The sequence below is a fragment of the Alcanivorax sp. genome, assembly GCF_017794965.1.
GTDB lineage: Bacteria > Pseudomonadota > Gammaproteobacteria > Pseudomonadales > Alcanivoracaceae > Alcanivorax.
In genome coordinates this window covers 1,134,542-1,156,700 of sequence record NZ_CP051240.1, presented here as the reverse complement: position 1 = coordinate 1,156,700, position 22,159 = coordinate 1,134,542, and the positions used below count along the sequence as shown (strand labels likewise).

General features: G+C 59.3%; 20 protein-coding genes. 8 read left to right on the top strand and 12 right to left on the bottom strand.

Annotation, left to right across the window (positions count from 1 at the left end; all coding sequences use genetic code 11):
- The first annotated feature begins 31 nt into the window (after positions 1-31).
- The 5 genes from HF945_RS05220 (at position 32) to HF945_RS05200 (ending at position 5,059) form a co-directional block, all read left to right on the top strand.
- Positions 32-1,045: a putative solute-binding protein gene (locus HF945_RS05220; RefSeq protein ID WP_290524695.1), complete on the top strand. Its 1,014-nt coding sequence runs from the start codon at positions 32-34 to the stop codon at positions 1,043-1,045.
- A 193-nt stretch (positions 1,046-1,238) separates the two neighbouring features.
- A complete protein-coding gene (locus tag HF945_RS05215) occupies positions 1,239-3,566 on the top strand; it encodes a TRAP transporter large permease subunit (RefSeq protein WP_290524694.1) in 2,328 nt (775 codons plus the stop codon).
- Positions 3,567-3,817: 251 nt separating this feature from the next.
- The gene (locus HF945_RS05210; RefSeq protein WP_290524693.1) at positions 3,818-3,970 is read left to right on the top strand and encodes a hypothetical protein; all 153 of its coding nucleotides are present in this window, start codon (positions 3,818-3,820) and stop codon (positions 3,968-3,970) included.
- An 8-nt stretch (positions 3,971-3,978) separates the two neighbouring features.
- Positions 3,979-4,341, top strand: coding sequence for a PilZ domain-containing protein (locus tag HF945_RS05205; RefSeq protein WP_290524692.1), 363 nt, complete (start codon positions 3,979-3,981; stop codon positions 4,339-4,341).
- The gene (locus HF945_RS05200) at positions 4,334-5,059 is read left to right on the top strand and encodes a class I SAM-dependent methyltransferase (RefSeq protein WP_290524691.1); all 726 of its coding nucleotides are present in this window, start codon (positions 4,334-4,336) and stop codon (positions 5,057-5,059) included. The genes HF945_RS05205 and HF945_RS05200 overlap by 8 nt, the downstream gene beginning before the upstream one ends.
- Positions 5,060-5,342: 283 nt before the next feature.
- On the opposite strand, the gene HF945_RS05195 is transcribed toward HF945_RS05200, so the two are convergent.
- Genes HF945_RS05195 through rnd form a run of 5 tightly spaced genes read right to left on the bottom strand, consistent with a single transcriptional unit; the run spans position 5,343 to position 8,003 of the window.
- Positions 5,343-5,801 carry an HIT family protein gene (locus tag HF945_RS05195; protein WP_290524690.1) on the bottom strand — a complete coding sequence of 153 codons (459 nt, stop codon included), beginning with the start codon at positions 5,799-5,801 and terminating at the stop codon, positions 5,343-5,345.
- A complete protein-coding gene (locus HF945_RS05190; RefSeq protein WP_290524689.1) occupies positions 5,798-6,151 on the bottom strand; it encodes a hypothetical protein in 354 nt (117 codons plus the stop codon). Before HF945_RS05190 ends, HF945_RS05195 begins: the two co-directional genes overlap by 4 nt.
- Positions 6,152-6,179: 28 nt before the next feature.
- The gene (locus HF945_RS05185; protein WP_290524688.1) at positions 6,180-6,632 is read right to left on the bottom strand and encodes a YcgN family cysteine cluster protein; all 453 of its coding nucleotides are present in this window, start codon (positions 6,630-6,632) and stop codon (positions 6,180-6,182) included.
- Positions 6,622-6,930, bottom strand: coding sequence for a YcgL domain-containing protein (locus HF945_RS05180; RefSeq protein ID WP_290524687.1), 309 nt, complete (start codon positions 6,928-6,930; stop codon positions 6,622-6,624). The genes HF945_RS05185 and HF945_RS05180 overlap by 11 nt, the downstream gene beginning before the upstream one ends.
- Entirely contained in the window at positions 6,930-8,003 is a 1,074-nt protein-coding gene (gene rnd / locus HF945_RS05175) for a ribonuclease D (protein WP_290524686.1), read from the bottom strand. The genes HF945_RS05180 and rnd overlap by 1 nt, the downstream gene beginning before the upstream one ends.
- Positions 8,004-8,174: 171 nt before the next feature.
- On the opposite strand from rnd, the gene gpmA reads away from it, so the two are divergent.
- A complete protein-coding gene (gpmA, locus tag HF945_RS05170; RefSeq protein WP_290524685.1) occupies positions 8,175-8,921 on the top strand; it encodes a 2,3-diphosphoglycerate-dependent phosphoglycerate mutase in 747 nt (248 codons plus the stop codon).
- Positions 8,922-9,252: 331 nt separating this feature from the next.
- Here the strand turns inward: gpmA and HF945_RS05165 are convergent, their stop codons facing one another.
- The 6 genes from HF945_RS05165 to HF945_RS05140 are packed head-to-tail and all read right to left on the bottom strand — an operon-like array spanning position 9,253 to position 18,090.
- The gene (locus HF945_RS05165; protein ID WP_290524684.1) at positions 9,253-12,537 is read right to left on the bottom strand and encodes an efflux RND transporter permease subunit; all 3,285 of its coding nucleotides are present in this window, start codon (positions 12,535-12,537) and stop codon (positions 9,253-9,255) included.
- Entirely contained in the window at positions 12,534-13,709 is a 1,176-nt protein-coding gene (locus tag HF945_RS05160; RefSeq protein WP_290524683.1) for an efflux RND transporter periplasmic adaptor subunit, read from the bottom strand. Before HF945_RS05160 ends, HF945_RS05165 begins: the two co-directional genes overlap by 4 nt.
- Positions 13,706-14,662 carry a hypothetical protein gene (locus HF945_RS05155; RefSeq protein ID WP_290524682.1) on the bottom strand — a complete coding sequence of 319 codons (957 nt, stop codon included), beginning with the start codon at positions 14,660-14,662 and terminating at the stop codon, positions 13,706-13,708. The genes HF945_RS05160 and HF945_RS05155 overlap by 4 nt, the downstream gene beginning before the upstream one ends.
- A complete protein-coding gene (locus HF945_RS05150) occupies positions 14,659-15,753 on the bottom strand; it encodes a hypothetical protein (protein WP_290524681.1) in 1,095 nt (364 codons plus the stop codon). The genes HF945_RS05155 and HF945_RS05150 overlap by 4 nt, the downstream gene beginning before the upstream one ends.
- Complete coding sequence (locus HF945_RS05145) at positions 15,750-17,375, bottom strand: GH3 auxin-responsive promoter family protein (RefSeq protein WP_290524680.1); 1,626 nt, start codon at positions 17,373-17,375, stop codon at positions 15,750-15,752. Before HF945_RS05145 ends, HF945_RS05150 begins: the two co-directional genes overlap by 4 nt.
- A gap of 19 nt (positions 17,376-17,394) precedes the next feature.
- Positions 17,395-18,090 carry a hypothetical protein gene (locus HF945_RS05140; RefSeq protein WP_290524679.1) on the bottom strand — a complete coding sequence of 232 codons (696 nt, stop codon included), beginning with the start codon at positions 18,088-18,090 and terminating at the stop codon, positions 17,395-17,397.
- 268 nt (positions 18,091-18,358) lie between these two features.
- On the opposite strand from HF945_RS05140, the gene HF945_RS05135 reads away from it, so the two are divergent.
- Positions 18,359-19,372 (top strand): AraC family transcriptional regulator, encoded by a 1,014-nt coding sequence (locus tag HF945_RS05135; RefSeq protein WP_290524678.1) that lies wholly within the window; start codon positions 18,359-18,361, stop codon positions 19,370-19,372.
- 136 nt (positions 19,373-19,508) lie between these two features.
- Positions 19,509-20,495, top strand: coding sequence for a putative solute-binding protein (locus HF945_RS05130; RefSeq protein ID WP_290524677.1), 987 nt, complete (start codon positions 19,509-19,511; stop codon positions 20,493-20,495).
- Positions 20,496-20,913: 418 nt separating this feature from the next.
- Here HF945_RS05130 and HF945_RS05125 read toward each other — a convergent pair whose 3' ends face one another.
- Positions 20,914-22,056 (bottom strand): acyl-CoA dehydrogenase family protein, encoded by a 1,143-nt coding sequence (locus HF945_RS05125; protein ID WP_290524676.1) that lies wholly within the window; start codon positions 22,054-22,056, stop codon positions 20,914-20,916.
- Positions 22,057-22,159: the final 103 nt, after the last annotated feature.

Genomic DNA, 22,159 nt, shown 5'->3' with positions numbered 1-22,159 from the left:
GAACCTTTCAAGAAGTAACCAGGAGACCACCATGCGCTATCTCAAGGTATTGAGTGCAGCGGCAACAGCAGCATTGGCATTGACCTTTACCCCTGCCCATGCTGCAGAAAAAAGAACCCTGTGCGTATTCGACATCATCGGCGCCAGTGGCGACATCTATAACATCATGAAGGACTACAAAACCGCAGCCCTGGGCTGGGGTGTAGACCTTGAACTGAAACCCTACACCGATGAAAAGATCGCTTCAGAAGACCTTAAGGCCGGCCAGTGTGACGCTGCCGTGCTGACCGGTATTCGTGGGCGTCAATTCAATAATTACACCGGTAGCCTGGACTCCATTGGTGCTATTCCCACCTATGACGCCATGCGCACCGTGATCACGGTTCTGGCCAGTGGTAACCCCTCTGTAAACCAGAATCTGGTTTCCGGCCCTTATGAAGTGGCTGGTGTGGCGCCCATGGGGGCGGCCTATCTGTTCGTGAAAGACAAAACCATCGACACCGTGGGCGAGCTGTCCGGCAAGTCCATCGCGGTACTGGAATACGACAGCGCCCAGGCCAACATGGCCTCCCGGGTCGGCATGTCTCCGGTGATGTCTGACGTCACCAACTTCTCCGGCCGCTTCAACAATGGTTCTGTCGACATCTGCTTTGCCCCCATTGCGGCTTATTCCGCACTGGAACTCTACAAGGGCATGCAGCCCAGCGGCGGTATCGTGGACTACGTGCTGGGTCAGCTCACCGCCCAGGTGATTGTTCGCAAGGACAAGTTCCCTGACGGTTTCGCCCAACAGTCCCGAAAGTACATGCTTGGCCAGTTTGACCGTGCCATGCGGGTGATCGAGAACGCCAACTCGGAAGTAGACAAAAAATGGTGGATTCGTATCCCTGAGGCGGACAAGCTGAAGTATGACCAAATGATGCGTGAAGCACGAATTGCTCTGACCAATGACGGCGTATACAGCAAGGACATGATGACCCTGCTGCGCAAGGTCCGTTGTAAGGAAGAGCCATCCAGAGCGGAATGCGTCAACCCCGTGGAATAACCACAGGGCATGAGCGAGCGGGGCCAGACTGGCCCCGCTTTCCCATTCAACCTCAACGTTGACCTTCCTTGCCAATGCGGTGGCGAGACAAGGTGTTTACACTGCCTGATTCGGGATTTCCCTTGGGACCGTACGCATCATACGCGGCGTCGGATGCCCCAACCTTGGCGGTATAACAATAACCGGGTGCACAATGGATAAACCTTCTAGTATGACTGTAGCCAACCGCTCCGTCGGTGAATGGCTATCCTCTCTCCCCACCCTGATTCTCCTGTTGCTGACGATTTTTCTGGCATCAGGTGAAGTCATCCACTCCCAGCTGCTGAAAATCGGTGAGAACACCTGGGAGGGCTACTTCAAACTACGTTCAGCCGGGCTGGTCGGTGAACCCACTTGTAACCCGGACCCGAATCTGGATCTTGAACTGCAGAAGGCGGTACAGCAGAAAAAGGCCCAGATGGCGGATGATCCCCTGGCTGGCATTTTCGGCACCGATGTGGACGAAGGCGCCCTGCGTCAGTCCCTGGAAGCCTCCCGCCAGATCTGCCGCGACAAATGGGCCGACTACAAAATGGTCCAGGAGCAGGTTACCCCCGGGGTGATTGCGTTCCGTAACATCGAGGGCGGCGTGGCCAAGGTAGTAACCAGCCTCGGCAACTACAAACGCCTGCTGCTCTGTCTGCTGGTGATTATCTGTGCAGCGACGGCCACACTGACGCGTCACCACATTTCACTGCGGCCTCCCAAGACCCGCAAGGACCACCTGGTGGCCACAGGTGGCCAGCTGGCCGCCAACCTGATGCTGCTGGCCTCCGCGTGGATCTATCGTGGTGAGGAAGTCTCCGCCATTGCTGATGGTGTTCAGGTCAGCCACTTCTATCTGCACCAGTTCTGGATCGGCGGCTTCATCATCCTGTCACTGGCGGCGCTGTACCAGCTGGTCCGTCCGCCCAAGGATCTGGAAGAAGGCGGCACCTGGGGCAAGGCCCTGCTGACCATTCCGTTGTACAGCTTCATGTGTCTCACCGCAGGCGCCCAGTTCGTCAGCCAGGGTTACTACCACGGCATCAGCGTCTACCTGGGCATGATGATGGAACTGTCCACCCTGTTCCTCAGCCTGGCCCTGTATATCTGGATCGGTATGATGCTGCGCCAGACCAAGATGGCCCATCTGGTTTTCGACGTGCTGCGTCCCTGGAAGATGTCTCCGGAGCTGATGTGCTTCGTGGTACTGGCCGTTGCCGCGGTACCCACTGCCTACACCGGCGCATCCGGTATCTTCGTTATCGCTGCCGGTGCCACCATCTACAATGAACTGATCCGTGCGGGTGCCCGCAAGCAACTGGCTCTGGCGGCTACCGCCATGTCCGGCTCCATGGGTGTGGTACTGCGTCCCTGTCTGCTGGTGGTGATCATCGCCGCCCTGAACAACAGCGTAACCACCGACGAACTGTTCACTTCCGGCCTGAAGATCTTCGGCCTGTCGCTGATCCTGTTCTTCATCTACAGCCAGTTTGCGCGCACTGCCCCGGCCCGTATTGCGCCGTTCTCCGAAGCCGTGCCGGCCAGCCTCAAGCGCCTGATTCCGCTGCTGCCCTATGTCGTCATCATGGGCACCGTGGTCGTGGTATTCCGTGATCTGCTGAGCACCGAGCTGAACGAGATCTACGCACCGATCATTCTGCCGGTCATGCTGCTGGCGATCCTCTGCTACGAGAAGCTCAGCAACAAGTCCCTGCATGTATTCACCCTGGTATTGGTACCGCTGATCCTCTACTCCTTCTACAACATGATGGGTATGCAGGAAGCTCTGAGCTCCGGCAACATCCCCACCGGCACTTCCGCAGAAGACCTGCAAGGTGAGTTCTGGGGCCTGTTCTGGCGCAACATCATCCTGGCGGCCTGTCTTGTGGTGCACTACCTGGTGAAGACGCCGGACATGGATCCCCATTACCAGCCCGAGCCCGGTGTTGGGGAAAAGCTGGAAACCTCTCTGCGCTTTGCCACCAATGAAACCACCGGCCACATCGGTGCGTTGCTGATGCTGATGGCACTGTCGGTGAGTGTGGGCGGTATCATCGAGCGCTCCGGAGTGATGGAAGCCCTGCCGGAAACCTTCCCGAGCATCTGGGTGGCCATGACCCTGCTGGTTATCACCATGGTAATCATTGGCATGATCATGGACCCCTACGGGGCGGTGATTCTGGTGAACGCCACCATTGCCCAGATCGCCTTCGACAACGGCATTGCCCCATTGCACTTCTGGATGATCACTCTGGTGGCCTTCGAACTGGGTTACCTGTCACCGCCAGTGGCACTCAACCACTTGTTAACGAGACAGGTGGTGGGTGACGAGGAAGTGGAATCTGCCAAGGTTCACGGTGGCAGCTTCTACCGTCGCTACGAGAAGTTCCTTCTGCCCATCGCGGTGATGCTGACAGCCCTGCTGATGGTGTCCTACCTGCCGCTGCTGTCAGATAGCCTGCACGAGTATCTGTTCCAGAAGATCGCGCACGGTTGATAATCCACTGCAGCATGAAAAGGGGCCTTCGGGCCCCTTTTTTGTGGGCCGCTCTGCGTCTGCTTCACGCTTCACGCAACATGCGTCACGCGAATGGCAAAACCAGGAGAGCATGGGCCAGCACCTGTCTTATCCGCACATAAGACCACTGACGCCCTCACATAACGTCAATTACCATGCCTGCTCGCTGGTTTCTAAATCTTTTTGAATAGCGGATACTGTAACCACTGGTCATTGCAGGGAGATCGCTGATGGCGAAACCGGAACCATCACAATTACCAAGAGAGACAGAACCCTTGCCCAAGACGGCCAGACCGGCCCTGATGTTCCTGTTGTTTTTGACCGGGGTCGTCGGCTTTATCGCGCTGGCAGCCTACGTGGTTGACCGGGCAATTTACGGGTAGGGTTGATTATGGCAACGGCAATGGAAAACCGACGCTATCCCCGCATTCACCGTGAAGAGAGCCTGTCTCTGACACTGCTCCCGGCACGGTCTTCATCTGTGAGCCAGGAAGACCGGCTCTACCTGACTACCCATGATGTCTCTCTGGCGGGTATCAGCGTGGAGCTCCCAACCCCGATTCGCCCGGACACGGATGTGGAACTCTGGGTTGCGCTGCTGGAAGACCACGGCACTTATCATCTCTACGGCACCGTGGCCTGGTGTGCCGCCCCTGATGGGCAGCTGCTTGCGGGTATCGCTCTGGATCTGGAGCAGGCCGACGGCAGGTTGTGGGCAGCCCATTTCGATAACGATGGTCAGTTCAGTGACTGAATCGCTGTTTCAGCGAGGTTCGGCCTACCAACACCACCGCCCCGACTATCCGGCCACCCTGTTCCAATGGCTGGCAGCGCAATGTAACCAACACACACTGGCGCTGGATATGGGGTGTGGCACAGGTCAGGCCTGCAGGCACCTGGAACCGTTGTTCGAACAGGTACTTGGGGCTGACATCAGCCTCAAACAAATACAGGCGGCTCCCGCTTCATTCACCCACTACGTGTGCGGGTCCTCCTCTGCCCTCCCCTTGCCAGAGGCCAGTGTGAACCTGATCACCGTGGCCCAGGCCTTTCACTGGTTTGATTCCCCGTCATTTTTCGCCGAGGCACAGCGATGCCTGCGCCCCGGCGGCCTTCTTGCGCTTATCAGCTATGGGCTTTGTGAAGTGGAAGGGCTTGGAGACCTGATACGCGATTACCATGACGGTCCGCTCGAGCCCTGGTGGCCACCGGAAAGGTCCGCTCTGATGGCCAATTACCCCGATGCCACACTGCCCTGGCAGCAGGTTCCCTACCCCGGCGATGCCCTGGAATGCCACTGGGGGTTAGCGGATATGCTCGGCTATCTGGATACCTGGTCTGCGCTGGTGAAGGCCCGGCAGGCCGGTGAGGACCCACTGGCAACCTTTACCCCGGTGTTGGCCGACGCCTGGGGAAATCAGCCGCGGACGGTACGCTGGCCATTACGGGTAAAGGCGTGGCGCCGGCCCTGAGGGGCGTTGGCTGACACAGAGAGTGGCGAAGGTGTGGCTTTCTGTGGGAGTCTGCTTGCAGACGAAGGCGCTTGCTCTTCACGTGCAGGCACGCTCCCACCGCCATGTCCGACACCCCGGCACCACGCCCACTGTGGGAGCTGTGACTCGCTATGCCCTCCGGGGACGATCGAGAAACCAAAGAAACCCGAAAATCGCGGTGGAACCACCGCTCCTATAAAACAGGGGCAAGCCCTCGCTGCGGGACCGGGCCCTGTGCTGGCAAAGCTTTGTCACTCTCTCTTCAGGATCCGGGCTCACCCGGAAAATGCTCAGCCAGCAGTCCTGCCAGGCGATCCAGTTTCTGGCGCCGTTTAGCCATGCCAAAGATGTTGACCAGACGGGTGGCCCAGGTCAGGGCTGTGGCCAGGGTGTCGCCCCCCCGACGGGGAATCACGTGCAAGTGCACATGGGGCACGTGCTGGTTGGCCTCCCGGCCATCATTGATCACCAGGTTATGGGCCTTCACCGGCAAGCCGGCCCGCTTCTGGGCCTTGATGGTACGGCGGGCCAGATCCATCAAGTGACTGGACATCTCTGCGCTCAGATCTTCCACCAGCGGGGCATGAACCTTGGGAATCACCAGACAGTGCCCTTCCCGGACCGGAAACAGGTCCAGGATCACCATGGCCTGCTCGTCCTCGTAGACCACGCTGGCGGGCAGTTCACCGGCCTGGATCTGACAGAAAATACACAGCTTCATTCTGTCGTATCCGCGTGCCGACCCGTCTGTTTGCGGCGCTGTCGCCACACTTCAAGTGCCGCCACCACCAGCGCCACCACCAGCATGGCAAGCAGAGGCCCACCGGCACGCCACAGGCTCACATCTTCCTGGGCCAGGCCATCAAACAGGCTCACCACCCAGGCCGGCGCCCACTCGTCGTGCTCCGGGGAAACGGACCAGGGGGTGATCAACAGCGCAGTGAGCACAATACGCAGCGGCACCTTGCCCCAGACACTCAGGGAACGGGTCAGCCACCACCAGACAAACAACACGCCTCCGGTACCTACCAGGTAGGCAAACCAGCCCCACAGATATGCTTTGGTCGTCACAATAACTCCTGACTACGTGAGCAGAGGATCACTCTACCCAATGAATAATGTGTTCTTCCCAGTCTTCTTCAGGGACCAGCTGCTCGGAAACCACCCGCCCGGCCACACTGACGCCCGCTTGCTGTACCGAACGGCGGTCACCGCTCAGTAGCGGATGCCACTGCGGCAACGGTCGTCCATGGGCGCGCAGGCGGTAGGCACAGGTGGAGGGCAACCAGTCCGTATTCCGGGCCACTGCCTCAGTGACCTGAATACAATCCGGCACCTTGCTGAACCGCTGTTGGTACACCCGGCACTGGCATTTGTTGGCATCCAGATAGCGACAGGCCAGATTGGTAAACGCCAGCTCGCCGCTGTCCTCATCCTGCAGTTTAACCAGACAGCAGCCTCCGCAGCCATCGCAGAGCGCTTCCCATTCCTGCTTGTTGAGCGCGTCCAGGGGCAATTCCCAGAACCGCTCACGCAGAGCATCAGTCCTCATCCATGCCCCGCGGGCGATCCGGGTGGCCCGCCGCCAGATAGAGGTCCTCATCCGGCGGTGGCGGCATCTGCAGATAAAACCCCTGCTCGCGAATCTTGTCCATGACCTGCTGCACGTCAGCCCGGGCCAGCGGGCGCTCTGGCGAGAGAATCATATCGTTCACATGTTCCGGACGACCGAACTGGTTCAGCAAGGCCTCCGGCAGATCCTTCAGGCCCTTCTGGCGGTCCACAAACAGGTACATGCCCGCCTTCTTGCGGGTCTTGTAAATCGAGCAAAACAGCTTGCCTTTCAGCACTACAGCAACTCCAGCAAGGGTTGAGTGATAATCGCATTGCGCCAGCCGGTCAGCGGCTCCGGCACCCGCTCCGGATTACGGATCAGGGACTCCAGCCAGCGACGTCGCATCAGCACATCCGGCTTCAGCCCGACCTGATCCGCAACCTGCCCCACCTTGCTGCGCAGCGCCTTGGCCATTTTCTTTTCATGCGCATCCGGGGGGCCCGGCAAGGGCGGTGGCGGGGCCACCTGTTGGCCTTCAGCGATCAGGGCCAGTAATGCCTCACCATCGCGGCGAATGCTTTTCGGGTGCAATCCCACATCGGCCAGTATGCCCCGGTGGCCGCCACGGGCCCGGGCCAGATCCAGCAGCTGGGCGTCCTTGATCACGAAGCTCTTCGGCAGGTTGCGCTCGCGGGCCATGCGGTTGCGCCAGGGAGCCAGTACGGAGAGAACCGCCCGTGCGTCATCCGGCAGCAGGCCTGCGCCCTTCACACCCCGCCAGGCATCCTCGGGCAGCTCCTCGCGGCTGGCCTGGGCCAGCAAGCGATCACATTCTTCCTGCCACCAGTCCATCCGTCCCAGTGCCGTTAGCCGCTCACGGAGGATCGACGTCACTTGCGGCAGGTATTTCACGTCATCCTCCGCGTAATGCAATTGCTCTTCACTAAGCGGGCGCTTCAGCCAGTTGGTGCGGGTCGCCCCTTTCGGCAGCTCTACCCCGAGCAACATCTGCACCACCTTCTGGTAGCCAAGCTGCATGTCCTCACCGGTGAGTGCGGCTGCGATCTGGGTGTCTTCGATGGCCGCCGGATAGGCGCCGGTATAACTGGCAATGGCCTCCAGATCCTCTGAGCAGGCGTGCATCACCAGAGTGTGTTGTCGAAACAGTGGCGCCAGTGCCGCAGGCGTGATGCGGGGCGTATCGATCAGGCGGATAGCGTCGCCATCATGCACCTGGACCAGCGCCAGTTCGGGCCAGAAGGTGCGCTCACGCATGAATTCCGTATCCAGGTACATGGGGCTGCCGGGGGCAAGGCTGTCCAGCCAGCTGCCGATTGCGTCATTTGTGTCACACCAGAGATAAGCCATGGATTCGCCTGAAACTGAATTGGGGTCGATTATACGGGCTCGGGCGGACACATTTCAGCAAACAGGCCAAGGAATCCATGGCAGAGATGAAATATGGCCCGGGATGCTCAATTTCCCGGCCGTTTTCTGCTACCCTTTGCGCCGCACTGAAACCCGCACAGGAAACACCGCATGAGCACGAAACTGGTACTGGTCCGCCATGGCCAGAGCGTTTGGAACAAGGAAAACCGCTTCACCGGCTGGAAAGATGTGGATCTGACCGAGCAAGGCCGCGAGGAAGCCCGTACCGCTGGCGAACTGCTGAAAGAAGCAGGCTTTGAATTCGACGTGGCTTACACCTCCGTGCTCAAGCGCGCCATCCGCACCCTCTGGACCATCATGGACACCATGGACCAGATGTGGATCCCGGTCATTCGTGACTACCGCCTCAACGAACGTCATTACGGTGCTCTGCAAGGCCTGAACAAGGCCGAAACCGCCGAAAAATATGGGGATGATCAGGTTCATATCTGGCGCCGCAGCTACGACACGCCGCCGCCCAAGATGGAGCGTGATGACGAGCGTTACGCCGGCAACTTCCGCGTCTACAAAGACCTGAAGGAAGAGCAGATTCCCCTGTCCGAAAGCCTCAAGGACACCGTGGATCGCTTCATCCCCTACTTCGAGAGCGACATCAAGCCCGCCATCGAAGCCGGCAAACAGGTACTGATCTGCGCCCACGGCAACAGCCTGCGCGCCCTGGTGAAATACCTGGGTGATATCTCCGACGAGGAGATCGTGAAGCTGAACATCCCCACCGGGGTGCCCATGGTCTACGAGCTGGATGACAACCTGAAAGCGGTGAAGAACTACTACCTGGGCGATGCCGAGGAAGTCGCCAAGGCCGCCGAGGCCGTCGCCAATCAGGGTAAGGCGTAATTACGCTGGACGCCTGAGGCTGGATGCCTGACGCAAAAAAGCCCGCCCCGGTTTCCCTGGGCGGGCTTTTTTGCCGCTCTGCGGCTGCATCACGCTTCACGCAACACGCGGCACGCACAACCCACAAAACACTGGCCCCTTTCTCACCTGTAGGAGCCTTCCTGCAGGTGAGAAAGGGGCCCCGACAAACCGTAGGGCGGAAATCGGCGTGAGCCGGTCTGTGTTCTGAAGCTCTGTACCCGCACCATTAACGGCCATCGCGGGCACGGCATCGCATCCCCGATGACGTCATCCGCGTTTCAACTTTCAACTTTGGACTTTCAACTCGCCTCTACAAATGCTGCGGCAGCTCCCCTTCTTCCTTATTGCCGTGATCCTGCCGCCCGGCTTCCCATGCCGAGCGCAGAACCGGATCCTCGTAGGGGTTGCTGGCACCCCACCAGGCGGTGAGCTGGCCCCGCTCGTAGGCGACCTCAACGGTATCGATTTCCGATGCTTCCGGAGCCCGCCAGCGGGCCTGCCAGCGATGCCAGGCCACTTTCACATCATGGCTGATCACCAGCAGACAGGGCACCAACAACAGACTCACCAGGGTGGCAAACAGCACACCGAAGGCCAATGCCACCGCCATGGGGATCAGGAAGCGGGCCTGCACACTGGTTTCCAGCATCAGCGGGGCCACACCGGCGAAGGTAGTGATGGAGGTGAGCATTACCGGTCGCAGGCGGCCGCTGACACCTTCGACCACGGCATCACGTAGCGCCCAGCCCTTGCCTTTGAGCTCATTGATGGCATCAATCAACACCAGGTTGTCATTCACCACCACACCGCTGACCGCAATCACCCCAACCAGCGACCACAGTGTCAGGCTGTAGCCCAGCAGGAAGTGCCCCATAAAGGCCCCCACCATGCCGAACGGAATGGCTGCCATAACCAGCAGGGGCTGGCCATAGCCACCGAACAGCACCGTGAGCAAGAAGAAGATGGCCGCCAGGGCGATCAAGTAGCTGATAGACAGATGATCAAGAAAATCCTGCACCGCTGCCTGCTTGCCCGCCACGGTCCAGCCTGCCTCTTCATCACCTGCCATCATGGGATCAAGCAAAGTGTTCTGCAGTCGCTGCATGACCAGTCCCGGTGAGGTGGTGTGCTCATCCACAAAGGCACTGACCGTGGCACTGCGCCGCCCGGCATAGTGGCTGATCATGGCCGGCGCCTGACGGCGGGACAGATCCGCCACCGCCGCCAGAACCGTCATTTCCCCGTTGGGCAGCTGCAGCGGCAGCTTTTCCAGATCCGTCAGGTTGGCACTGTCCTGGGCAGAGAGCCGCAGCATCACCGGCACTTCCCTGTCCTGTTCGAACCAGCGGTCCAGTTCGATGCCATGGAAGGCATTACGCACCTGGGCGCCAACGTCCTCGGCACGCAAGCCGGCCAGCTTGCCTTCTTCGCGCAAGGAAATTTCCACGATGGTGCGCTTGGCATGGAGATTATTGGCCACCTCATGCACCCCTTCCATCTGTGAAAGGGCCAGCGCGGCCTGCTCGCTCATCCGCTGCAGGGTGACCAGGTCGGTGTGAAACAGGTTGAGATGGATATCCGGTTTCACCGCCATCAAGCTGGCATGGAACTTCACCGACAGGGCATCTGCAATCGGACCGTGGACCTCCCGCCAGCGCGCGGCCAGCTCCCTGGGCGACAGCTGCCCGGTATCGCCACTGATGGCCAGGGTCACCCTTACCCGAAAGCGTGCCCCCGGATCCTGGGCATTAGAGGTCTTCTGGCGCACCCCCTGCTCGGCGAAGACCGCGTCCACGGCCACTGGCGCCTGCTCGGAGGCCAGGGCACTGGAAAGCTCATTGGCGGACCCTTCAAGTGCCTGCACCTCACGCAGCAGCCGCGCGTCACCGGTGCCCTGCGGGAACACCACTTCCGCCATGATGCGATCGCCTTCCACCCGGGAAAACAACACCATGGTCAGCCATCCACTGTTCACCAACGCACAGCAGAACAGGAACAATCCCAGAAAAACGATCACCAGCACATACCGCCAGTGCAGGGCCTGCCGCAACAACGGCCGCGCCCGGTAATCCAGCCAACGCTCCAGTTTTTCATTGATCCGGTTGGACAGACGCTCGGACTTGAGCCAGATACCGCGAGGCGGACGACCATGGCTAAGGTGCGCAGGCAGGATCCACAGGGACTCCACCAGCGACAACACCAGGATGGCAATGGACACAATCGGAATCACACGCATCAACGCCCCTTCCGGGCCCGGCAGAAACAGCAGGGGCGCAAAGGCAAAAATCGTGGTCAGTACGGCAAACAGCAAGGGTTTGGCAACGCGCCTGGCGCCGCTGACGGCCGCTTCGGGCCCCGGCAAGCCCTGACGCCGCTGATGATCAATGCTTTCGCCCACAATCACCGCGTCATCTACCACGATCCCCAACACCAGAATAAAGGCGAACAGGGAAATGGTATTGAAGGATTCACCCAGCAACGGCAACAGGGCGCAGGCTCCCAGCATGCACACCGGAATCCCCAGGGATACCCAGCCTGCCAGCCGCAGCGTCAGAAAAATCGCCAGCATCAGAGTCAGCATAACCAGACCCTGTAGTGCATTTCGCCACAGCAGGTTGGAGCGCTCCTGAAACTGGCGCGCATCATCATTCCAGATACGCAAGGTAACGCCACGAGGAAGCTCGGTTTCCTGCATCCACTGCTTTACCGCATTGGCCACCGCCAGCACATTCTGGTCGCCAACCCGGTACACATCCAGCGCCACCGCTGGCTGGCCATCCAGCCAGGCGGCCTGATTGTCCCGCGAGAAACCATCTTCAACCCGGGCCACATCGCCCAGGCGCAACATGTCACCCTGATCCGACTGGCGAATGGCGAGCTGTTCATAAGCCTGCACACTGCCTGGCTGCTGGCCAGTCTGCAGCAACCAGTCGCCACGCTCACTGCGCAGCAACCCACCTGCAATCCGCTGCACGCTCTGGGAGGCCGCCGCGGCCATACCATCCAGGGTGAGCTGATATCGATAGAGATCATCCCGGTGCACCTGCAGGGACATTTCCCGGTCCGGCAGGTTCTCGATATCCACACTGGACACCGCTTCATGGTTGAGCAACTGGCGACGGGCCTTCTGGGCCAGCTGGTAGATATCCTTGCGCGACAGGTGACCACTGACCAGCAGTCGCACCACCCGGTTACGCACCACCAGTTCCTGTACCCGTGGACGATCAGCCCCGCGGGGCAAGGTATCCAGCCCTTCCAGACGGGTGCGGATCTGCTCAAGCACTGCCCGGGTGTCATGGCCTTCCACCACATCCAGCTGCACTGAACAGAGCCCCTCACGGGATTCACTGATCAGTTCTGTGCCCCCCTCCACATCATCGATGGCGGTTTCCACCGGGGTACAGACCAGGGACTCGACCATTTCCGGGGTCGCCTGGGGCCAGGCCACATAGATGCCGATGCGGTCCAGCGGCACATTGGGAAGGGTTTCCTGGCGGGTGTTGGGGATCGCCAGCAAGCCCGCCAGCAGCAGCGTCATCATCAACAGGTTGGCCACCGCGCTGTTGCCGGCAAACCAGGCGATGGAACGATTCATCGCGTGACACCCTCGCCGTGACCGGGATCATCGACCCTGGCCAGCTTCCCTGCCGGTGGGCGGGGATTGATCTTCATCCCTTCCAGCAGCTGCAAATCGCCGGCCAGTACGGCACGGGTCTCACTGCTCACCCCATCGTGGACGTAGAGATGTTCACTGTCGTGATGGAGCACTGCCACGGTCTGGCGGCGCAAGCGCTTTTCATCATCCAGCACCCAGATACTGCTTTCACCGGCCTGGGCAGACCGGGGCAACACGGCCACAGCAGGGGTCTGTGCACCGCGCAATTCCGCCTGCACCAACACTCCTGGCTCCAGTGGCAATGTCTGCTCATGGTTCGCCACCTGCACGATCAAATGCATCATCTGATTACGGTTGAGCCCCCCCTCCCGCCGGACAACCTTGCCTTCCCATTGCCCGTCGCGACCGGCAAAGCGACCTCGCAGGGTCGCCTTGACCTGCTGCAGGGAACGGTCATCGCCGGGAACGATGCCCAGCAAGGCCAGCCAGTCATCACGTACCGGCAGTCGTACTTCCACCAGGTTTTCCTGGTACAACTGGCCCAGCACCGCGCCCGCCTGCAGATGCTGGCCAGGCATCACGTTGACACCTTTCAAACGGCCACTAATAGACGCGACCAGTTCGGTCTGCTCTCGCTGCCGTTCCGCCTGTCGCAGCCCCGCCTGGGCGGCGGCAAGCCGGCTGCGGGCCTCATCCATCTGGGGCTCGAATCGTCCCAGCGCTGAAGCGCGCCCGGACGCACCGGCAACCCGGGCACGAGCACGGGTTTCCGCCACATGCAGACGCGCCGCATGCACCGCATTCTGTTGCGACACCACTTCCAGTTCGAATGGCTCGGGGTCCAAACGCAGCAGGATCTCACCGGCCATGACCCGGCCACCATCGGCAAACGCCGGGGACACCTCTTCCACCCGCCCGGACACCTCCAGGCTAAGCGGCAGTTCGTGGCGCGCCCGCACCAGCCCCTGGGTGTAAACCGGAATCACCACATCACGCCATTCCACCGCCCAGGTATCCAGCGACAGTACATTGTCATGGGTTTTAGTCACTGGCTGGGCCGGCGGCACCAGATAAAGAGACACCACTGCCAGGCCCATGGCAGCCGCGGCAATCAGGGCGACCATGCTTCGTAAACTGATAGGTAATTTCATGACGCCACTTCCAACCCGTTGATCCATTCCTGCAAGCAGCGTTCAGCCTGCCCGTTGTCAGCGCCCAGTGAGGGGTGCAGCTTCAGCGCCAGACTCATCCTGCCGTTCACCACCGCCACCCCATTGGCCACCGGGTGGGTTGGGCTGCCCGGACCACAGCACGCAAATACGGTGTCTTCCGGCAGCCCGGCTGACGGGAAATCCAGTTGCCATTCCCCCAGACTGGACAGCGATCCAAGATGCTGGGGGCCATCCAGGAGACGCCCACAGATCCAGTTCACACCCCGCTGCCCGATCCAGCGCCCGATACGGGCCAGATGCCAGTAGCGCCAGTGCACATTGGCTTTGAGATGATCACGGATGCCGCGATCGACCTGCGCGGGGGAATCGTTGTCATCCACCACCAGATAGAAGGCGCTGGAAAGATTCATTTCCTGCCGGGGAATCGGCACGCTGCCACGCATGTTCACCGGGAAACACCAACTGCCCTCCTGGCGGTGAAGCAACAGGGTCTGCGAGACCGCACGGTGCAACGCCAACAACAGCAGGCTGTTGACGGATACGCCCAGCGAGGCGGCCCGTTGATAGAGCGCAGCGGTCTGCCTGGTATCCAGCCATTGCACCACCGGATCCGGAACGGTCTCTGCGGGTTCACCGAATCGTCGCCATTGTGGTGCCACGACCTCACGACTTTTCGGGGAACCCAACCAACGCCGCCAGAAGGGGGGCGGTTTACGGTACCGCGCTTGCGGTATGGGCGGCGTGGCCATTCCCAATGTGCGGGCGAAGGACAACACGCCCCCTACCCCGTCCGCATCACGGTGGCGCTGGTAGACCGTGCGCCGTTCGCCAGTGACCGGATTGATGGCCATGAACTCGGTACGATCCTGCACACCCAGGCGGGCACGGGCGCGGTACCACATGCCAATATAATCCGTTGCCTCTGCAGTCATAGCCGTGCTACCTCCACGTACCAGCGACGGTGGCTGTCCAGCTGGTCGCGGGGGTCGCCGTCATAGCTCATCAGAAAATGCTCACTGAGCAACAACCGGCGGCGATACCGGGCCGCTACGGCGGCCAGGGGGTCCTGAGAAAAGAAACCGCATACCAGCGCATCGTAGCGGCCGTGAAAAAAACCGATGGCGTGATCCAGCAACAGACGCAACAGCTCCGGGTCGTCGTTCTCTACGGCCACACTGTGCAGGGTCAGGTAAGAAAGCACCCCGCCGGGCGCAGGCAGTCGCATGCCGCCCCGTATCAGGCTGTGGGAATTATAGAGATGGCGCATCAAGCCCATGCCCCGGGCATAACCCAGCACCCGGGTCTGCTTGATGGACTTCTGGTCCCAGAAACCCAACACGCCCTTGAGTTCCTGGCCTACCCACAGGCCAAGGAAATTGCCCGGGTTGAGCCCAAAGCAATAATCATCGCCACGCACCCTGTCCACATCCCAGCTGGGAAAGAACTGCTTCTCCTTGCCCACCCTGTTCAGCAAGGCCGCAATGGCAGGCAGGTCGGCTTCGCCGGTTTGCCGGATGGTGACATCCGCCGGCGCCCGGAGGGCCTTTGCGCGGGTATACAACATGCTGGTTTCAATGGTGCCCGCAGGGTAATACACCGGCAGGCCCGCCCGACCACTGGCCACCGTGGACAGGGACATCTCGTTATCACTGAGCACGGTGGTCTGCATCCACTCGCCCTCGGCCAGCAGCTTGCGGATATGCCGTGAGATGCGATGCAGGACCATGCCGTTGCGCGACGCCGGGGCAATGCGCAGATCATGGGCGTAACGCACCCATCGCACTTCCCCGTTGACCCAAAGATGCCGCCAGCCAATATTGAAAATGGCTCCCAGCCCGGACTGCTCCCCGGTGGGCTCGGCGACCCAGATATCCGGCTTCTCACAGGTCACCCGGGCCCCCCGAAAGTAATCGGGCTGACGTTCGAAGTTCAGGGTGACCGCGCCGTGCTGGGGCGTACCCTGCAGGAGCGCGAGAATGGCGTCGTTGTCCTGCTCACTGGCAGGCCGTATCCGGTAGCTCACAGGGCCGGTTCCTCCCGGTCTGGGCTGCTCGCCGCAACAGGACTCAACCAACCAGGCAGTGAGCCGGGCCAGTACTGCAACGATTCCATCTTGATGTTGCCTTCGATCATGCCGCGCTGACGGCACTGGTGCAGATAGCGCTCACGCATGGCGGGATTTATGACACAGCGAACCGGCTCAAGCTGGCCAAGATTGCGAGCCAGCTGGTAATGAAAATGTTCGAGTAACTGCGCTTCCAACCGCTCTCCGGCATCCCCGGCCTGCTCGGGCAGACCCTCAAGCAGAAGCAGATAGCCGGGTTTGCCATGACCGGCATTATCCACCGCTACGGTGCACACCGGGGTCACACCTGCAGGAAGTCCAAGCCGTTCAATCGCTTCATCCAGCACCGGGGCAGTGAGTTTCTCGCCCACCAGGTCAGTGGTGCCCGCCCGGCCCAGAAAGGTCAGAATCGGGACGCCCTGATTGAAGCCATCCACCCGTACCAGATCCTTCAGCTTGTAGCGCAACATGCCACTGCCGGTACTCAATAGCGGCATCACACGCTGCCCGGTTTCCAGCTCCCAGGGGGCATAGATGGCGCCATCATCCGGATCCTGGAATTCATACACATGGCTGCGGTATGCCAGGGTGTGCTCGCCCTGATAGGGGATGGTCACCACTCCCTCTGTGGCCCACAGGCCCTTGCCCTGAAAGGCCGCCTGGGGCAGCAGGGCGTGGAGCTGTTTGGCCCAGGGTGCGGATGCGGCCGTATCCCAGGCACTCAACAGGGCCAGTGACGGCCACAAGGCCTTAAAGAAGTTCGCGTCCAGGGAGCCGTCCCATTCGCGCAGCAAGGCCGCAGCCCGGGGAGACCTTGGGCAACCAGGATTGCCAACGCCGTGCATGTGATCCCCCCAATCGCCGGACTGCAGCACATCGGCAATCTCATGACGCCACAGCGCCAGGCTCTTGAGCAGGCCGAGCCCGAAGGTGGGACTCCAGATGGACATCATGGACAGGGACCTGTCCGCCGCCAGCCAGGCCAGAGTGGCAAACAGGGAGTCATCCGAGGTTCGCGCCAGAGAGACATTCTGAGGCACGGACTGGGTGGCTCCAGCCACCAGTCGTTTGCCCAGGGACATGAGCTGAAGATCATCATTCACTTCATCACTCATGCTTTCGCGCAGCGACGTGGGCACCCAGGACATGGACCAGTAATGGCGTCCTTTCATCAACCCGGGATACTGGCGATAGAGATCCACCACCCAGGGGCTGATGGCGTTATCCAGCTCGCCTAGAAATTGTTTGCTGTAGGGCACCCACTTGATTGCCGAGGTAGAACCACTAGTGGGCTGGAAACGGTTCACCGGCGAGCCCGTCATCCGGCTTTCACCGCGGGTGCGATGGGCCTCGACACTCTCTCGCCAGTGGTCGTAATCGGTAACCGGTTGTGCCGCGGCAAATCGCTCCCAACTCATATCCGGGCTCAGCCCTGCCCGGGCATGTGCCGGCATCCCCGCCACCTGGCCAAGCAACCTGGCCAGATTTTCACGCTGCACCGCTTCCAGAGAGGGCAATGAACGGGCAAAACGGCGCTCGCCCGGCCCGGTGGCCAGCTTCAATAGTCGATGTCCAAACATGGTTCCCCCGGTATTGTTGTTATTTGGCAGGGATCGCGGTCATGGTTTGATTCGATTTGCGGCGCAACTTACGCCAGAGTTGAAAGGGGTAATTCAGAATCAGGGAGTAACTGACTTCACCCACACAAGGCAATTCCGTGCCACGCTCCCAGCTGGGATTGCGCTTTTCAAAGAAATGAATCTTGTTATTTCTGGCGCGCATTTCATCGGTGATTTGCGCCACATCCGATTTCAGGTGGGTATAACCACTGCCAAAATCCAGGATCTTGTTTTCATTGCAGTAATAAGGCTGGAAAAGCAACTCGCAGTAATTGTCCACCAGCCCTTCCAGCTTGTCGCAATGCTTTTCCGGGTGCGGGTAATAATTGAGAAAATTATTCGCCATCAAAAGGTAGGTTTTATACCCTTTGGAAATCAGTAACCAGAACATGGGGCGGAACGGATGGCGTAATTTTTCGCGGATCATCTGGAAGAAAAAGGCCACATGCAATACCTTGTTTCCCCAGTATTCCTTTTCAATAATGGTGTCGCCACTGAAAACCCCTTTCACCAGCTTGTCACCGGCGTATATATCCAGCGTCTTCATGGTAGAGAAGCCCACCACGCGTCGGGTAGAACGTTCTTCCACCAGAAACACCCCGTTTTTTTCCGCCATATCCTGGCAAAACAGGTCCAGACTTACATTTTCGTAGTACCGAGAATATATCTCATACATTCTTCTTATTATCTTTACTGATACTTTAGAAATAGGAACATAACGCGCCTTAAGCTTTTCTTTCTTTTCCTTCTGCATTCTGTAGCTCCCTGTTCTTTTTTGTGCGATAAAGTGGGCGACATCATGGCCAGACAGGGCCAATGTAGTAATAGTAAAAGCGGCCATCTTTTTGTTAAAAAGGGAAATCATTTGTTTCCTTTTTAATTTGTCACATCCGTATTGCGACCAGGCTCTCAAAGATAAAAACAACAGGGTCCGGATAAAGAGAATGAAGAACAAGGCAATGGCATTAGACGTTCCACTGATTTCTGCTCGTTACGCCCGCCGATATTTACGGTTCCTACAAAAACGCGGAATAAATGGAACGGCAGTCCTTGAAAATGCCGCCTTGGACGCTGAAAAACTTTCCGATCCCGACGCCTACCTTTCCATGAAACAGGTTTGCGAGATTCTTCGGCAAGGCGAGTTACTGCTGGACGATGCCACCGCCAGTTTCCGGTTCGGCCAGGAACTCGACCTGCAAGGACATGGGTTGTTCGGTTTTGCCCTGCTGCGTCAGCAGGACTTCCCGAAACTGGTGAACATTGTGGTGCAGTATTTGCGGGTATCCCTGCCGCTGATGGATATGGAAATCAGCTGCAATGCCGGCCTTATCACCATCCGACTGCATGACAACTGGGATCTGGGCGAACTGAAACCGACCATCACCAACATCTATATGGGCAGCATCTATGCCCTGGCCTCGCTGGTGTGTCGCAAATTTACTTTCGAGTTTGATTTCCCCCGCCCCGACAGGGCCTCACCATGGCCCCGGCTGGATTATGATGTGGATGTGCATTTCAACCGTACTTCCAACCGGGTGCTGATGCCCCTGTCGGGCAGGCAGGCCAGAGACGACGAAGCCAGCATGGCCGGCCTCGTGGCCACCACCCGATCCCGGGAACAGCTGGACAAGGATGACAGCCTGCGCGTGGCCAGCAAGGTACGGCAGGAGGTCATAAGGCGCCCGGACCGCAACAGCAGCCTGGAGCGGGTGGCTGAAGCTCTGGGGATGAGCCCCCGCTCGATGCGTCGTCACCTGAATCTGGCAGGCTATTCGTTCAGCGCTATTCGCAATGAGGTACGAGAAACCTTCGCCACCCGTTTCCTGCAAGACACCGACATGCCCATGAGCAAGATCGCGGAACACCTGGGCTACAGTGACCAGGCCAGCTTCAGCAAGGCCTATCGCACCTGGACAGGGAAAACACCGGGAGAGGTCCGCCGTAGCCACCGTCAATAACCATGAAGTTGCCAATGGACAACGGCATTGACCAAAAAAACGCCCGTCTGACCGGAGCGGTTTTTGCTTTAGGAACCTTTCCCTCTACTATCCACTCATACCATTAATACCAGTAATAACAAATAAGGAAGATTCCATGAAGAAGCTGATGAAAGCCGCCTTGGCGGCCTGCGCCCTGGCGACCTCCGTCACCGCCCAGGCAGCCCCCACCAAGATCTGTGTATTCGATATCGTCGGCAATGTGGGCCCCATGATGGGCGCCATGAAAGACTGGCAGACTGAAGCCCTGGGTTGGGGACTTGAAGCCGAACTGATTCCCTACACCAATGAAGCAATTGCCGCTGAAGACCTGAAAGCCGGTGTCTGCCAGGCGGCACTGGTGACCGGCATCCGAGGCCGCGGCTTTAACAAGTACGCCGGCACCGTAGATTCCATTGGCGCCATCCCCACCATGGATCACTTGCGCATCGTGCTGCAGGTGCTGTCCAACCCGCAGGTTGCCCCCAAGCTGACCCATGGTTCCTATCAGGTCATGGGTATCGCCCCCGCCGGTGCCGCCTATGTCTTCGTGGACGACAAGGAAGTGAACACCCTGGCCAAGGCCGCGGGTAAACGCGTGGCGGTACTGGAATATGATGAAACCCAGGCCAAACTGGTTTCCCAGGTAGGCGCCACCCCGGTAGCGTCGGACATCACCAACTTCTCCACCAAATTCAATAACGGTGTAGTGGATGTGATTGCGGCCCCGCTGGCGGTCTATGAAGCATTGGAACTCTACAAGGGCTTGTCTCCGGATGGCGGCATCATCAACTACCCGCTGGTACAGCTCACTATTCAGCTGATCGGCAAGAAGGACGCCTTCTCTGCAGAGGTGGCACAGAAATCCCGTGAATACTTCTACAGCAACCTGGATCGCATCGTTGCCCAGTTGAAAAAAGAAGAAGAGAAAGTGGATCCCAAGTGGTGGGTAGAAATTCCGGATGCGGACAAGGCCAAGTATGAAGTCCTGATGCAGGAAGCCCGTAACCTGCTGCGCGTGGAAGGCTACTACGATCCGGACATGCTGGATATGCTCCGCAAGGTTCGTTGCAAACTGAACCAGAGCCGTGCGGAATGCACCTGATATGACGCTACATGCAGCACGCTTCACGCAACAACGCGATTGAAACCTGTTGCAGGCTGAACGCAAAGAGGCCGCGCCCTGGTATGGGCGCGGCCTCTTTGCGTTCAGTTACCGACAAGCTTCTAGCTGTGAGTTGCGAGGGACGAGTTTCGAGTTGCGAAAAGCATTAAAGTCAAAAGCAGTTTCACCACAGAGGGCACAGAGCACACCGAGAAAGAAGCTTTCTTTTCCTCAGTGAACTCTGTGCCCTCTGTGGTAAATCCGCTTTTTATCTTTGCGTGCCGCATGTTGCGTGAAGCGTGTTGCAGCCGCGAAGCGGCAATAAAAGAGGCCGCGCCCAAACTCCGGACGCGGCCTCACACGTTCAAACCTCTGATGACCTATACCGCGTTGCAGCTTGCGGCTTGTAGTTTGCCGCTCACAGTCCCATCTGCTTGGCGATGACCTCATTCATGATCTCGTGGGTGCCGCCGCCGATGGAAAGGATGCGATTGTCGCGATAAAGACGCTCGACGATGGTACCGCGCATGTAGCCGCTGCCACCGAATAGCTGGACCGCATCATAGGTAACCCGGTCGGCGCAGCGAGTGGCCACGTTCTTGGCCATGGAGACATCCAGTACAGCGTCTTCGCCGGCAGCGATCTTTGCGGCAACCCGATAGGTAAACTCGGTGCTGGCCTTGATGTCCGTCGCCATCTCGGCAAGTTTGTGACGGGTCACCTGAAAGCCCGCCAGCGGCCGACCAAACGCCTCACGTTCCTTGACGTAACGCAGGCTTTCATCCAGTGCCAGCTGCGCCGTACTGTTGGCGGTCACCGCCAGAATCAGACGCTCCATCTGGAAATTGCTCATGATGCAGTAGAAGCCACCATTTTCCGGTCCGATCAGGTTCTCCACCGGCACCTTGCAATCCTCGAAGAAAAGCTCGGCGGTATCCGACGCCCACCAGCCCATCTTCTTCAGCTTGCGCCCCACCGTAAAACCCGGGGTGCCTTTCTCGACCAGCAACAGGCTGATGCCGCCGTAGCCCTTGTCACCGGTACGCACCGCCACCGTGTAGTAATCCGCTCTCACCCCGCTGGTGATAAAGGTCTTGGCGCCATTCACCATATAGTGGTCCCCCTCACGCACGGCCCGGGTGCGCAGATTGGCCACATCAGACCCGCCATTGGGCTCGGTGATGGCCAGTGCAGAAATCTTGTCACCGTCAATCACCGCCGGGATCACCGCTTCTTTCATGGCCTCGCTGCCCCATTTCCATACCGGTGGCAACCCGATATCCAGCGAGCCCAGGCTGGCACAAAGACCGCCTGAAGAGCAGCGCACCAGTTCCTCACAGGCCGCCACCTTCATGAATACATCTTCACCGGTGCCACCGAATTCCTCCGGCGCATTGATACTGAGAATGCCCGCTTCAGCGGCCTTGCGGTAAAGCTCACGGGGAAACTCCCCTGCCTCTTCCCAGTCATCCACATAGGGAAGAATTTCCTTTTCCACGAACTTGCGTACCGTGGCCCGCACCATCCGGTGTGTCTCGTTGAAATAATCCAGTGCGCTCACAGGGCCTCCTTCTTGATTCAACCTAGCGCTTGCTTGGTCAGACCTTACCAGACCTGCCGGTGCAGAGGCTATAGAGCTTGTCGCGTTATGTGGATTGGGGATT